Source organism: Massilia cavernae, assembly GCF_003590855.1.
Taxonomy (GTDB): domain Bacteria; phylum Pseudomonadota; class Gammaproteobacteria; order Burkholderiales; family Burkholderiaceae_D; genus Telluria_A; species Telluria_A cavernae.
The window spans coordinates 16,139-29,859 of the sequence record NZ_QYUP01000107.1 but is presented as its reverse complement, the minus strand read 5'-3'; the positions used below and the strand labels follow the sequence as shown (position 1 = coordinate 29,859).

The following is a 13,721-nucleotide window of genomic DNA, read 5'->3' as shown; positions in this document are numbered from 1 at the left end:
TGTATTACAGGACTGCGATCTGCTCGCTGTTCACCTCGGTGACCGCCGGAGCCTCGGCCTTCGGCGCCGCCTGGACAGGCGCCGCAGGCGCAGCAGCCGCCTTCTGCACGACCATGGTTGCAGGCGGACGGGTAAAGATCGGCACGTTCTTGCCGCGGGCGACTTGCTTGAGGCGGTTCCATTCGGCCAGCACGCGCGAACCGTAACCGGAGTCGGTCTCGAACGCCGCCGCGCCGACGTAGCTCTTCAGGCCGGCTTCCACCGAACCGCCGCGCTGCACGTATTCCTTCAGGATCAGCGAGCCGACACGGATATTGGCCACCGGGTTGAGCGCAGCCTGGGTGCCGCCCATTTCCTGGAATTTCTCGTGGTGAACCTTGGACATCACCTGCATCAGGCCCTGGGCGCCGACCGGGCTTTCCGCGAACGGATTGAAACCGGATTCGATTGCCATGACGGCGAGGATCAGCAGCGGATCGAGCTTGATTTCGCTGGCGGTCACGTAGGCCGTCGACACCAGCATGTTGGCCGCGTCGCCGGCGACGCGGTAGCGCCGCGACAGCCACGAGGTAACAAATTCCTGTTGCTTCCTGCTGCCGAGGATGGCTTTTTCTTCGGCCGTCAGCGGCGCGGGTTCTGCCTCGACTGCGTGGGCGTCGGCTACCCGCATGTCGGCTACCCGCATGTCGGCTACCCGCATGTCGGCTACCGGCATCAGGGCCGACAGGGCAGGCGCTTCGACGCGCGCGGTCGGCATCGGTTCCGGCGCCACGAATTGGTAAAACTGTTTTGCCAGGTCTGGATTGCCGTACAGGAGCGCAATAACCGCTACTGCAGACAGGCCGAAAACGGTCAGGGTGTGTTGCGCCGTAGTCAGCACGCCACGGGCGGCCCTGGTCACGGAAGCCCACGTGATCGGCTGGCTGGCCATGGTTTGGGCGAGCTTTGCTGTCGCCCCGTTGAAACGATTTGTCATCGAATTCCCCTTTGTCGCGGAAAAAGCTATCCCGTCGCCGCGCTTTAGCGCAGCGGGCTAACTAATGCCGTGCATCAGAAATATCGTCTATCGCCGCTCGTTGCGAGCGATGTACGCCGTAATTGCTTGCTTCAGCTGGTGGTTCCCAGTGGTATTTGACCAGTAGCTAAACAACTTTTTTCGGGGGAGGTCAGGCAGACGCCTGTTGGAAACACTCCTTAAAATGTCGTTGGGGCCCCGACCCCGTGGAAGTATGAGACAGGCTAGAATCGTGCCTTGGACGTGGCCATCTCATCAGTTAGAGCAAATTGTAGGGGGTGGCTTATATCAAGTCAATACTAACACGATTGCGCCTTATGACTTTTAAGTATGACTTTTCGTGCTGCGACGCAGCAAAATCCTGTGAAATCAATTACTTGGGCTGGATAATTAAACAACATCGGCCCAAACAAAAAACACCCCAATCCTGATGAAATATTCTGATTTGCGAGATTTTATTTCGCAGCTGCAACAAATTGGTGAATTGAAGCCCATTTCGGTGCCGGTTTCGCCCTTTTTGGAGATGACGGAGGTCTGTGACCGCACTTTGCGCGCTGGCGGACCCGCGCTTTTGTTCGAAAATCCGGTCGGACCGGGCGGCGCGCCGCACAGCATGCCGGTGCTGGGCAACCTGTTCGGCACCCCGCGCCGGGTGGCGCTGGGCATGGGCGCCGACGATATCGGAGAGCTGCGCAAGATCGGCCACGTGCTGGCGCGCCTGAAGGAGCCCGAGCCGCCGAAAGGCTTCCGCGACCTGATGGGACTGGGTTCGCTGGTCAAGGCGGTGTGGGACATGTCGCCCAGGGAGCTGCGCGGCGCGCCGTGCCAGGAGATCGTGTGGGAGGGCGCCGACGTCGACCTGGCGCGCCTGCCGATCCAGCACTGCTGGCCGGGCGACGTGGCGCCTCTCATTACCTGGGGCCTGGTGATTACCAAGGGGCCGCACAAGAAGCGCCAGAACCTGGGCATTTACCGCCAGCAGGTGCTGGGGCCGAACAAGGTGATCATGCGCTGGCTGGCGCACCGCGGCGGCGCGCTCGACTTCCGCGAGCACGCCATCGCCACCAAGGGCAAGCCGTATCCGGTCGCGGTGGCGCTGGGCGCCGACCCGGCCACCATCCTGGGCGCGGTGACGCCGGTGCCGGACAGCCTGTCCGAATACCAGTTCGCCGGCCTGCTGCGTGGCAGCCGCACCGAACTGACCAAGGCCATCGGTAGCGAACTGCGGGTGCCGGCGTCGGCCGAGATCGTGCTGGAAGGGCATATCTACCCGGACGAAAGCCATCCGAGCGGCTACGAGCATGCGCTCGAGGGGCCTTTCGGCGACCACACCGGCTATTACAATGAGCAGGACAGCTTCCCGGTGTTCACCATCGACCGCATCACGATGCGGCGCAATCCGATCTATCACTCCACGTATACGGGCAAGCCGCCGGACGAACCGGCGGTGCTGGGCGTGGCGCTGAACGAGGTGTTCATCCCGCTGCTGCAGAAGCAGTTCAGCGAGATCACCGACTTCTACCTGCCGCCGGAAGGCTGCAGCTACCGGATGGCGGTGGTGCAGATCAAGAAGCAGTACGCGGGCCACGCCAAGCGCGTGATGTTCGGCGTGTGGAGCTTCCTGCGCCAGTTCATGTATACCAAGTTCATCGTCGTGGTGGACGAGGACGTGAACATCCGCGACTGGAAGGAAGTGATCTGGGCGATCACCACCCGCGTCGACCCGACCCGCGATACCACGCTGGTCGACAACACGCCGATCGACTACCTGGACTTTGCCTCGCCGGTCAGTGGGCTGGGCAGCAAGATGGGGATCGACGCCACCAACAAGTGGCCGGGCGAGACCAGCCGCGAGTGGGGCACGACCATCGAGATGAGCGATGCGGTCAAGAAGCGGGTCGACGCGATCTGGCAGGAGCTGGGCATCTGATGGCTGCGGCCCGCGCGTTTCCCTAATTCGCGCGGGTCGGTTATAATTGCGACTGGCGGGCCCCTGCGCATTGTGGCATGGCTAACCTGGTCAGGTCGGGAACGAAGCAGCCACGGCCGTTAACCATAAGTGCCGCAGATCAGGCTCGCCTCTTACGTTTTTTCTCCCGGTCCGCCGCATGCGAACCGCACCGCAGCACACTCCCTCGTCGGTTTATCTTCAGTGCCCCGGCATTGCATCGCTGCTGCCCAAAATCCGCCCTTGTCGGTCTGATACAATACCCCTTTCCGCGATCCTTGCCATGAGCCGGGTGCGCCACATACGGTAAAATCTCAGCATGTCCTATCAAGTCCTCGCCCGCAAATACCGTCCCAGGAATTTCGAAACGCTCGTCGGCCAGGAGCACGTGGTGCGCGCGCTGACGCATGCGCTGAACACGGGCCGCCTGCACCACGCCTACCTGTTCACCGGAACCCGCGGCGTCGGCAAGACCACGCTGTCGCGCATCCTGGCCAAGTCGCTCAACTGCGTCGGCCCGGACGGCAACGGCGGCGTCACCGCACAGCCGTGCGGCGTGTGCGAGGCCTGCGTGGCGATCGACGGCGGACGCTTCGTCGACTACATCGAGATGGACGCGGCATCGAACCGCGGCGTCGACGAAATGGCGCAGCTGCTCGAGCAGGCCGTGTATGCGCCATCGAACGCGCGCTACAAGGTCTACATGATCGACGAGGTGCACATGCTGACCAACCACGCCTTCAACTCCATGTTGAAGACGCTGGAAGAGCCGCCCGCGCACGTCAAGTTCATCCTCGCGACCACCGACCCGCAGAAGATCCCGGTGACCGTGCTGTCGCGCTGCCTGCAGTTCAACCTGAAGCAGATGCCGCCGGGGCACATCGTCGGCCATCTCGAGAATATCCTCGGCCAGGAAGGCATCACCTTCGAGCAGCCCGCGCTGCGCCTGCTGGCGCAAGGCGCGCACGGCTCGATGCGCGACGCGCTGTCGCTGACCGACCAGGCGATCGCCTACGCGGCCGGGCAGGTGACGCTGGCATCGGTGCAGGGCATGCTGGGCGCGCTCGACCAGTCCTACCTGATCCGCCTGCTCGACGCGCTGCTCGCGCAAGATGGCGCCGACCTGATGGCGGTGGCCGATGAAATGGCCAGCCGCAGCCTGTCGTACAACGGCGCGCTGCAGGACCTGGGCACGCTGCTGCACCGTATCGCGCTGGCGCAGTCGGTGCCGGCGGCGATTCCGGCAGACCTGCCGGAACTGGCCGACATCAAGCGCCTTGCCGCCTCCTTCGATCCGCAGGAAGTGCAGCTGTATTACCAGATCGCCGTCCACGGCCGCAACGAAATCGGCCTGGCGCCGGACGAATACGCGGGCTTCACCATGACGCTGCTGCGCATGCTGGCTTTCCGCCCGGGTAACGGCGGCGCCGAAGGCGTGGCGCCTGCCGCGCCGGCGGCACGCAGCGCCGCGCCCGCGCCGCGTCCGGCGCCCGCACCGGCACGTGCCGAATCGGCCGCCGCCGCAAGCCATGCAGCGGTCGTGCCGCCGGCGCCAGTCGCACCGGCGCCCGCAGCGCCTGCGGCCCCGGTCCAGCAGGCGGCGCCGGCAGCTGCGGCGCCGGCAATGACTTCCGCGCGTGCTGCGATCAACGCTGCGCTGGAAGCCGCGCGCGCAGGAAGCGGTACACGCGGCGGCCAGAAGCGGCCGACCGCCATGTCGATCCAGGCGGACCAGCAAGCAGCCGCGCAAGCCGCTCCGGCGCCGGCCGTGCAGCCCGCGCCTGTCGCGCCGCCAGCGCCGCCGGCTCCTTTGGCACAGGCGGCAGCGCCCGCGGTAGCGAAAGCGCCGCCGCCGTGGGAGCCGCCAGCCGCGCCGCAGGCCGCCCCGCAGCAGCCGCAGGCACGCCAGCAAACCCATGACGAGCCGGCCGACGACGAGCCGCCATCGTGGGTGACCGAATTTTCCGACGACACCGCGGTAGCGCAGGAAGCGCCTGCGGTGGTCGCCGCACCGGTGCGCGCGCCGGCACGTCCGAAACACGCCTACGTGATCACTCCTGTGCCTGCGATCGGCTGGGACGGCAACTGGCCGGCGCTGGCATCAAGCCTGCCGTTGCGCGGCGTGTCCCAGCAGCTGGCGTTCCAGACCGAGCTGATCGAATGCACGGTGGACGGCAACGTCACCACCTTCAAGCTGCGCGTGCCGATCGACACCTTGCGCGCCAGCGGCAATTCCGAAAAGCTGGCGGCGGCGCTGCAGGAACGCTTCACCAGCACCAAGGTCGCGGTCGAGACCGAGATCGGGCAGGTGTGGTACACCGCCAGTGCCGAGGCCCAGGCCTTCCGCGAGGAGTGCCAGCGCAAGGCCGAAGAAACCGTTGTGAACGATACCTTCGTCAAGGAGATGATGCGCGAGTTCGGCGCCTTCGTCGTGCAGGGATCGGTGCGCCCACCGCCGGCGTCCGCGGCCTGAGCCGCAGCTTCATTTTTCCACCTTTTGTACTAATCTAGAATTCGGAGAACACCGCAATGATGAAAAACCAGCTCGCAGGCTTGATGAAACAGGCGCAAGCCATGCAGGACAACATGAAGAAGGCGCAGGAAGCGCTGGCGCTGGTCGAAGTCGAAGGCCAGTCGGGCGCCGGCCTGGTCAAGGTCGTGATGACCTGCAAGAACGACGTCAAGCGCGTCACCATCGATCCGTCGCTGCTGGCCGACGACAAGGACATGCTGGAAGACCTGGTGGCCGCCGCCTTCAACGACGCAGTGCGCAAGGCCGAAGCCACTTCGGCCGAAAAGATGAGCGGCCTGACCGCCGGCATGCAGCTGCCTGCCGGCTTCAAGATGCCGTTCTAAACCGGCCGCTTTCATGTCCAGCTCGCTCGACTTCCTGACCGAGGCATTGCGCCGCCTGCCGGGCATCGGCCCGAAGTCGGCCCAGCGCATGGCCTTCCACCTGCTGCAGCACGACCGCGAAGGTGCGGCCATGCTGTCGCGGGCGCTGTACCAGGCGGTCGAGACGGTGCACCACTGCGCGCTGTGCAATACCTTCGCCGAGAAGGAAATCTGCGACACCTGCATGGATGAGCAGCGCGACCGCAGCCTGCTGTGCGTGGTCGAAACGCCTGCCGACCAGCTGATGATCGAGCAGACCATGACCTTCCGCGGCCTGTATTTCGTGCTGATGGGACGGCTGTCGCCGCTGGACGGCATCGGCCCCAAGGACATTCACCTCGAAAAGCTGGTCGGCCGCGCCACGGACGGCGTGGTCAGCGAGGTGGTGCTGGCGACAAATTTCACCAATGAAGGCGAGGCGACCGCGCATTACATCAGCGAAATGCTGAAGGCGCGTGGCCTCAAGGTAAGCCGCCTCGCGCGTGGCGTGCCGGTCGGCGGAGAACTTGAATATGTGGACGCGGGAACCATCGCGCGGGCCATGCTGGACCGCCGCATCGCCTGAGCGTCAGGCGAACTCATCTACACCATCGAGGCGCGGACGCCTTGCGCCTGTACTAGTTCCTTTCAGAACGCTCCCACGCGTTTGCGCGTGCGCAAACCCGGTACGGCACGCGCTGCTATCGTGGGCTCAACCACTGTGAGCCTAGCATGCATATCGCCGACATCACGATGTTCTATGCCGCCAGGGGCGGGGGCGTCAGCACCTACCTCAACGCAAAGGCGCGCTGGCTGTCGCAGCGCACACAGGTGCGCCACACCATCCTCAGCCCCAACGTAGCGACGGCCAGCGGCAAGACCCGCACGCTGGTGCACCTTCCATCCGTGGCGCTCCCGGGTATCCATGGCTACCGCTGGCCGCTGTCGGCAGGCGCGTCGGCGCATATCCTGCGCCGCCTGCAGCCGGACCTGGTCGAAGCCGGGGACGCCGGGCCCAGCGCGCTGGCGGCGCTGCGGGCCAAGCGCCAGCTCGATATCCCTGCGGTCGCCTTCTACCACTCCGACCTGCCGCAGCTCATTGGCGACCGCTTCGGCGCAGCCGCTGCCGGCGCGGCGCGCAAGTACCTGGTCCATCTCTACCGCCAGTTCGACCTCGTGATGGCGCCGTCCCGCTTGATGGCGAAGCAACTGGAAGGCATGGGAATCCGCGGCGTCGTCCATCAGCCGCTCGGCATCGACGTCGACACCTTCTCGCCCAAGCGGCGCATCGGCTTGTTGCGCGAGCACTTACACCTTGCTCCCGACACGCGCCTGCTTGTGTTCGCGGGCCGTTTCACCGCCGAGAAAAAGCTGCCCTTGCTGATCGAGGCGGTACGCCGGCTGGGGCCGCCGTACCACTTGCTGCTGATTGGCGGCGGCGGAAACCTGCCGCAGATCGGGCAAATGACCTGCGTGCCGTTCAAGCGCAACCAGCATGACCTGGCGCGCCTGCTGGGCAGCTGCGACGTGCTGGTGCATCCGGGCGACCGTGAAACATTCGGGCTCATCGTGCTTGAGGCGATGGCATGCGGACTTCCTGTCATCGGCACGAAAGGGGGCGCGGTATCGGAGCTGGTCGATACCGATACCGGCTTGCTGGTCGAGCCCAACAGCGTCGCGCGGCTGTGCGAAGGCATCGAAGCCATCTACGGCTGCGACAGGGCGGAAATGGGCAGGAAGGCGCTGCGCAAGGCGCGCGAACAATACGACTGGGAGCATGTTTTGCCGCAGCTGCTAGGGCGGTATGCCGGCTTGCTGGCCAGCCGCGAGCGTGCTGAACTGGAGGTGGAACCGATTGTAGTGACTGACTAGCCGCGCCTCCGGGCGCAAGTATCGCGATGACGACTGAGTTGAACCCAGTGTTCGCCGCAAGCGGGAAGGGTGCGCTTTGCGTGTCGATTCATGACGTTGCGCCCGAAACCTGGGCTGAATGCCTGAGCCTGGCGCAAGCAGTGCGGGAGGTCACGGACATTCCGCTGACGTGGCTGGTCGTGCCCAAATTCCACGGACACAGTGTTCGTTCGCCGGCGTGCGAGCATGGGCTTTCCAGCATGCTGGCGCGCGGCGACGAACTGGTCTTGCATGGCTACACGCATCTCGACGAGGCGACGGCATACACAGGGCTGGCCGACTGGCTGCGCCGGCGCGCATACACACAGAAGGAGGGTGAATTTGCGGCCATCGATGAGGACGAGGCACGCGCAAGGATCGAACGAGGACTGGACTGGTTTCGCGAGCGGGGCTGGCCGGTTACCGGATTCGTGGCGCCGGCATGGCTGCTGGGACCGGATGCGTGGCGGGCACTGCGTGCCTCACCGTTCTTGTATACGACGACCTTCAGCCGCTTTTACCTGTTGAGGCAGCAAGGCGGGGCGGCGCCGTATGGTGCGCCGTCCGGCACTTCTGGCAGGCCTTTGCCCAGCCTGTATTCGCCCAGCCTGGTCTATACGGCGCGCAACTGGCCCGGGCGGGCGCTGTCGCCACTGGTGGCCGACACCATGTGCCGCATGCGCGTTGCGTCCGCGGGCAGCCCGTCGTCGAAAATGCTCATCCGGCTGGCGCTTCATCCACGAGACGCGCGCTATCCTCGCCTGGTGCGCCATGCGCAGCGGCTCATCGAGCGGCTGTTGCAGACGCACGAGCCGCTGACGAAGGAACGCGTCGCCGGCATGCTTTCCGTGGCGAACACGCATTCTGGCTGAGACTAACTCCTACCAGTGCGGACCCCACATCCCGCCGAAGCGCCAGTGCGAATGCCCGACGCCAGCGTAATAGTGCGGATGATGCCCATAGCGTTCCATCTCCTCCTTGGCGCTCAGTTGCAGCACGCAATTGCGCCACTGGTCCGAGTTGGCGGCATAGCCAAGCCGCCCGCATGCCGGGCCATACACCTGGATCATGCGTTCCATTTCCACGCGCATCTGCTCTGCGCGCTGTTCCGGGGTCGCGCAGGCGGCTGTGCCCAGCGCCGCGACCAATATCAGCGAATATCGAAGCATGATTTCCTCCTCTTGGCTTCGGCCGGCGCACGATGGCGCCATATTTAATTTAGCCTACAGGCCCGATGTGCTCAACTCCTGATACAAATCGAAACAGCGCGAAACCGCGTGATCGTCGGTCGTTCCAATTTCCGGCCCGCCGCCCAAGTTTTCTGGCAATATTCCTGCGGAAACTTAACGAAAGGATGACGATGGCCATGCGAAGCGCGAAGACATTAACACTGCGCATTTTGATGACCCTGCTGGCGCTGCTCGTGCTTGCGGCGGTGGCGGCCTGGCTGTTCCTGCGCGGCAGCCTTGCCATGCTCGACGGGGAGCACCGCGGTGCGGGACTGTCGGCGAAAGTCATGGTCGAGCGCGATGCTCAGGGCATTCCGCTGATCAGCGGCGGCAGCCGCGAGGACGTGGCGTACGCAACCGGCTTCGTGCATGGACAGGACCGCTTCTTCCAGATGGATTTGCTGCGCCGCGTCGGCGGCGGCGAGCTGGCCGAACTGTTCGGCGCCAAGGCGCTGCCGGTCGATAAATCGCGTCGCCTGCACCGCTTCCGCGCCCGCGCCGAGCAGGCGCTGGCGGCCATGCCTGTGGAGGAAAAGCGCTTACTTGAACGTTACGCGGCCGGCGTCAACGACGGCCTGAATGCACTGTCGGCGCGGCCTTTCGAATACGGCGTGGTCGGCGCCGCGCCACGCGCATGGCGTCCGGCCGACTCGCTGCTGGTGGTGTGGGCGATGTACTTCGACCTGCAGGGCATGCAGGAACCGCGCGAGCTTGCACGCGGCTGGTTCCGCGACCATTCGACCGCCGCGCAGCTTGCCTTCCTTCTGCCCGAATCCACCGAGTGGGACGCACCGCTGGACGCGGCCAGCATTCCCGCGCCGCCGGCGCCGATCCCGGAACAGGCGCCGTCGTGGTGGGGCAAGCCACGCACCGGCAAGCCGGCCAAGCTGGCGATGGTGGACTTCGCCGATTCGGTCGGCAGCAACAACTGGGCGGTCGGCGGCAGCCGCAGCACCGACGGCGCGGCAATTGTCGCGGACGACATGCACCTCGGGATCCAGCTGCCGAACACCTGGTACCGCGTCGCGCTGCGCTTTCCGGATGCGAGCGGCGCGATGCGCCGTGTCGCCGGCGTGACCCTGCCGGGTGCGCCGCCGCTGGTGGTCGTCGGCAGCAACGGCAAGGTCGCGTGGGGATTCACGAACAGCTATGGCGATTACCTCGACCTGGTCGAAATCGCGACCGACCCCGCCAGGCCCGGCCAGGTGCGTACACCGGCCGGCTGGGAGACGCCGGTGCTGTACGACGAGCCGATCCTCGTCAAAGGCGAAGCGGCGCACAAGTTCGTCGTGCGCGCCACCTCGTCAGGGCCGCTGCGCGAGGTGGGCGGACGCACTTACGCGATCCACTGGATCGCCCATGCGCCGGGTGCCGTCAACCTCAATCCGCGCAAGCTCGAAACCGTCAACGCGCTCGATGAGGCGCTGGCTGCCGCGGCGACCGTCGGCATACCGGCGCAGAACTTCGTGGCCGGCGACGACAAGGGCAATATCGGCTGGACGATTGCCGGACTGATGGCGCAGCGCGCGCAGCCTGGCCTTGCATCGACGTTCCCGATGGCGGCCAATGCTGCGTCGGCAGGGTGGCAAGGGCCGCTTGAGCCTGCATCGTACCCTGTGCTGCGCAACCCGGCCAGTGGCCAGCTCTCGACCGCCAACAGCAGGCCCCTGGGCGGCGTGGGCGCACAGGTGATTGGCGACGGCGGCTTCGATATCGGTGCGCGCAACCGGCAGGTGCGCGATGCGCTGGCGGCGCTGGGGGACAAGGCGGATGTCGCCGGCGTGTATGGCGTGGCGATGGACGACCGGGCGCTGTTCATCGCGCCGTGGCGCGAGCGCGCGCTAAAGGTGCTGGACTCGGCGGCGCTCGAAGGCAAACCGCAGCGCGCCGAGTTCAGGCGGCTGCTGCAGGAAAGCTGGACGGGGCGCGCGAGCGTGGATTCGGTAGGCTACCGGCTGGCGCGCCACTTCATGTGGGGGCTGCATGAGGTGCTGTACGACGGCGCCAATTCCGAACTGGCGGCGCTGGACGAGAAAGCCACGGCGGCATCGGCGAGTACGCGCTGGCCAGCGGTGGTGGCGCGCTTGCTGGACGAGCAGCCGGCCGGCTGGCTGCCATCGGCGCATCGCAGCTGGCGCGACATGCAGCTGGCGGCGGTGGACAAGGCCGTGGCGGACCTGACCGAAGGCGGCAAACGGCTGGCGGATGCGAGCTGGGGGGAGCGCAACAAGGCGGCCATCGTGCATCCGATCGGGAATGCGCTGCCGGTGTTGAAACGGTGGCTGTCGGCGCCGGCCGATATGCTGCCCGGCGATTCGAACATGCCGCGCGTGGCGGGGGCGAAGTTCGGGCAGTCGCAGCGCATGACGGTGTCGCCGGGACGCGAGGAGCAAGGCGTATTCAATATGCCGGGCGGGCAGAGCGGACATCCCTTGTCGCCGTTTTTCCTCAATGGGCATGAGGATTGGGTGAAGGGGAAGGCCACGCCGTTCCTTCCGGGGGCCGTTAGGCATACGCTGGTTCTGGTGCCTTAACGTTACGGGGGACATGTTCGCGTGTTCGGTGGATGCGCCCCAAGGGCTTATCCACCCTACGCGTCAAGGCGTTGGGACGTAGGGCGGATAAGCGTATGCGCATCCGCCGTTTTAGTGCACGCTACTTCGCCGGCGCGGCAATCGTGCAGACTTTTTGCAGCATCAGCGTGATCGAGTCGTGCGGCGACGGGTGGCCGAGGTAGAAGCCTTGCACCATGTCGCAGCCGAATTCTTCGAGCAGCACCAGCTGCTCGTCGGTCTCGACGCCTTCGGCCACCACCGCCATCTTCAGCCCGTGCGCCATCGCGATGATCGCGCGCGTGATCGCGGCGTTTTCGGAGTCCTGCGGCAGCCCGCAGATGAAGCTCTTGTCGATCTTTAGCGCCCGCACGTCGAAGCGCTTCAGGTAGTTCATCGACGAATACCCGGTCCCGAAATCGTCGATCGACAAGTACACGCCGATCGCGCGCAGCTGTTCCAGCGTCGCCATGGTGGCGCGCGCATCGTCCATCAGCGTGCCTTCGGTCAGCTCCAGTTCCAGCAGTTTCGGATCGAGGCCGGTGTCGTGCAGCGCCGAGATGACGATCTGCGTCAGGTTCTCGTCCTTGAACTGCTTGGCCGACAGGTTGACCGCCATCCGCACCAGCCGCTTTGTCTGCCGCTGCCATGCCTTGGCCTGGCTGCAGGCGGTGCGCAGCACCCATTCGCCGATCGGGACGATCAGGCCAGTCTCTTCGGCGAGCGGGATGAACTCGTTGGGAGAGATGATGCCGCGCTCGGGGTGGCGCCAGCGCACCAGCGCTTCGACGCCGACGATTTCGGCCGAGCGCACGTCGATCTGCGGCTGGTACAGCAGGTACAGTTCCTCGTTCTTGAGCGCCTTGCGCAGGCCGACTTCGAGCTTCACGTGGCTCATGATCTGCATGGTCAGCGAAGAGCTGTACAGCTTTGCGTTGTTCTTGCCGCAGTTCTTGGCGTGGTACATGGCGGTGTCGGCGTACTTGAGCAGCGAGTCGCAGTCGTCGCCGTCTTCGGGGAACAGCGAGATGCCGATGCTGGCGGTGACGAAGATCTCGTGGCCTTCGATCAGGAAGGGCCGGCGCATCGCTTCCTTGACCCGGTGCGCCACGTTCAGCGCGTTCTCGACCCGCTCCAGGTCGGGGATCAGGATGGTGAATTCATCGCCGCCCAGGCGCGCCAGGTTGGTGGCCTGGTCGCCGCGCGAGACCAGGTCGCTGGGGCGGATGGTTTCGCGCAGGCGTTCGGAGACGATTTTCAGCAGGTGGTCGCCGACATTGTGCCCGAGCGTATCGTTGATGCGCTTGAAGGCGTCGAGGTCCATGAACAGCACGGCAAATTTCTTGTTGCCGACCTTGGACCGGTGTAGCTCGCGCTCCAGCGTTTCGAGGAAAGCCTGCCGGTTTGGTATGCCGGTTAGGCTGTCGCAGTAGGCCAGGCGGCGTATCTGCTCCTCGGTGCGTTTGCGTTCGCTGATGTCGCGCACCAGGCCGAGCACTTCTTCCGGGCCGGTGGCGACCAGCCGCGCTTCGAAGTGCTGCACATTGCCGAAGCGGATCAGTTCATAGTCGACCGAGCGGATATGCTGGGTCGCGAGCACGGCGCGCATCTGTTCCATCAGGCGGTCGGCGATCTCGCGCGGGAATACTTCGGAGACGTGTTTGCCGACGCAGTTCTCGGTGGGGAAGGCGGCTGCGGCGTCGTGCCCCTGCTCGTAGTCGAGATAGAAGCCGTCCTTGTCCAGGCTGAAGAAGGTGTCGGGGATCGCGGCCAGCACCGCGCGGTTGTGGGCGTCGGCGATGCGCAGGCGGACGATGGCGTCGCTGGCGCGCAGCACGTACAGCACGCGGTGGCCGAGGATGGGCCAGTTGATCGGCTTGGAGACGAAGTCGGTGGCGCCCGATTCGTAGGCGTTGGTGACGGCTTCGATATCGTCGCCGCCGGTGACCATGATGATCGGTACCGCGGAGCCGGTCTCGATGCGGCGGATCTCGCGGCAGGCCGCAAAGCCGTCCATGTTGGGCATGTCGACGTCCATCAGGATCAGGTCGGGCGACATGCCCTGGAAGTAGCTGACCGCTTGCAGCCCGTCCTCGGCCTCGACGGCGTCGAGCCCGACCTGGCCGAGCATCTCCAGCATTAAGAGGCGCATGACCGGATCGTCGTCCGCAACCAGGACGACGCCGCGCTTGGCAGGTTTGGATACTGGCATG

General features: G+C 65.3%; 10 protein-coding genes and 1 other RNA gene. 8 read left to right on the top strand and 3 right to left on the bottom strand.

Annotation, left to right across the window (positions count from 1 at the left end; all coding sequences use genetic code 11):
• Window positions 1–4: 4 nt before the first annotated feature.
• A complete protein-coding gene (locus D3872_RS10885) occupies window positions 5–976 on the bottom strand; it encodes a lytic transglycosylase domain-containing protein (protein WP_119810784.1) in 972 nt (323 codons plus the stop codon).
• Between the two features lie 469 nt (window positions 977–1,445).
• On the opposite strand from D3872_RS10885, the gene ubiD reads away from it, so the two are divergent.
• From ubiD to D3872_RS10850, 7 genes are all read left to right on the top strand, one after another.
• Window positions 1,446–2,945, top strand: coding sequence for a 4-hydroxy-3-polyprenylbenzoate decarboxylase (gene ubiD, locus D3872_RS10880; protein ID WP_119810783.1), 1,500 nt, complete (start codon window positions 1,446–1,448; stop codon window positions 2,943–2,945).
• A gap of 54 nt (window positions 2,946–2,999) precedes the next feature.
• Window positions 3,000–3,098, top strand: an RNA gene (gene ffs, locus D3872_RS10875) — signal recognition particle sRNA small type.
• A 184-nt stretch (window positions 3,099–3,282) separates the two neighbouring features.
• Entirely contained in the window at window positions 3,283–5,436 is a 2,154-nt protein-coding gene (locus D3872_RS10870) for a DNA polymerase III subunit gamma/tau (protein WP_119810782.1), read from the top strand.
• Window positions 5,437–5,492: 56 nt separating this feature from the next.
• Complete coding sequence (locus D3872_RS10865; RefSeq protein ID WP_119810781.1) at window positions 5,493–5,819, top strand: YbaB/EbfC family nucleoid-associated protein; 327 nt, start codon at window positions 5,493–5,495, stop codon at window positions 5,817–5,819.
• A 13-nt stretch (window positions 5,820–5,832) separates the two neighbouring features.
• Window positions 5,833–6,423: a recombination mediator RecR gene (recR, locus tag D3872_RS10860; protein WP_119810780.1), complete on the top strand. Its 591-nt coding sequence runs from the start codon at window positions 5,833–5,835 to the stop codon at window positions 6,421–6,423.
• A 146-nt stretch (window positions 6,424–6,569) separates the two neighbouring features.
• Entirely contained in the window at window positions 6,570–7,709 is a 1,140-nt protein-coding gene (locus tag D3872_RS10855) for a glycosyltransferase (RefSeq protein WP_119810779.1), read from the top strand.
• A gap of 26 nt (window positions 7,710–7,735) precedes the next feature.
• Entirely contained in the window at window positions 7,736–8,599 is an 864-nt protein-coding gene (locus tag D3872_RS10850; RefSeq protein WP_119810778.1) for a DUF2334 domain-containing protein, read from the top strand.
• A 9-nt stretch (window positions 8,600–8,608) separates the two neighbouring features.
• On the opposite strand, the gene D3872_RS10845 is transcribed toward D3872_RS10850, so the two are convergent.
• Window positions 8,609–8,896 (bottom strand): hypothetical protein, encoded by a 288-nt coding sequence (locus D3872_RS10845; RefSeq protein ID WP_119810777.1) that lies wholly within the window; start codon window positions 8,894–8,896, stop codon window positions 8,609–8,611.
• A 233-nt stretch (window positions 8,897–9,129) separates the two neighbouring features.
• Here D3872_RS10845 and D3872_RS10840 point away from each other — a divergent pair, with 233 nt between their 5' ends.
• On the top strand, window positions 9,130–11,490 hold the full coding sequence (locus tag D3872_RS10840; protein ID WP_370660962.1) for a penicillin acylase family protein: 2,361 nt from the start codon (window positions 9,130–9,132) through the stop codon (window positions 11,488–11,490).
• Between the two features lie 121 nt (window positions 11,491–11,611).
• On the opposite strand, the gene D3872_RS10835 is transcribed toward D3872_RS10840, so the two are convergent.
• Complete coding sequence (locus D3872_RS10835; protein WP_119810776.1) at window positions 11,612–13,720, bottom strand: putative bifunctional diguanylate cyclase/phosphodiesterase; 2,109 nt, start codon at window positions 13,718–13,720, stop codon at window positions 11,612–11,614.
• Between the last annotated feature and the right edge of the window lies 1 nt (window position 13,721).

Excerpts from the sequence above, each read along its gene's own strand:
- D3872_RS10885 (WP_119810784.1), bottom strand. The coding sequence starts at position 976 with ATGACAAATCGTTTCAACGGGGCGACAGCAAAGCTCGCCCAAACCATG.
- ubiD (WP_119810783.1), top strand. The coding sequence starts at position 1,446 with ATGAAATATTCTGATTTGCGAGATTTTATTTCGCAGCTGCAACAAATT.
- D3872_RS10870 (WP_119810782.1), top strand. The coding sequence starts at position 3,283 with ATGTCCTATCAAGTCCTCGCCCGCAAATACCGTCCCAGGAATTTCGAA.
- D3872_RS10865 (WP_119810781.1), top strand. The coding sequence starts at position 5,493 with ATGATGAAAAACCAGCTCGCAGGCTTGATGAAACAGGCGCAAGCCATG.
- recR (WP_119810780.1), top strand. The coding sequence starts at position 5,833 with ATGTCCAGCTCGCTCGACTTCCTGACCGAGGCATTGCGCCGCCTGCCG.
- D3872_RS10855 (WP_119810779.1), top strand. The coding sequence starts at position 6,570 with ATGCATATCGCCGACATCACGATGTTCTATGCCGCCAGGGGCGGGGGC.
- D3872_RS10850 (WP_119810778.1), top strand. The coding sequence starts at position 7,736 with ATGACGACTGAGTTGAACCCAGTGTTCGCCGCAAGCGGGAAGGGTGCG.
- D3872_RS10845 (WP_119810777.1), bottom strand. The coding sequence starts at position 8,896 with ATGCTTCGATATTCGCTGATATTGGTCGCGGCGCTGGGCACAGCCGCC.
- D3872_RS10840 (WP_370660962.1), top strand. The coding sequence starts at position 9,130 with ATGACCCTGCTGGCGCTGCTCGTGCTTGCGGCGGTGGCGGCCTGGCTG.
- D3872_RS10835 (WP_119810776.1), bottom strand. The coding sequence starts at position 13,720 with ATGCCAGTATCCAAACCTGCCAAGCGCGGCGTCGTCCTGGTTGCGGAC.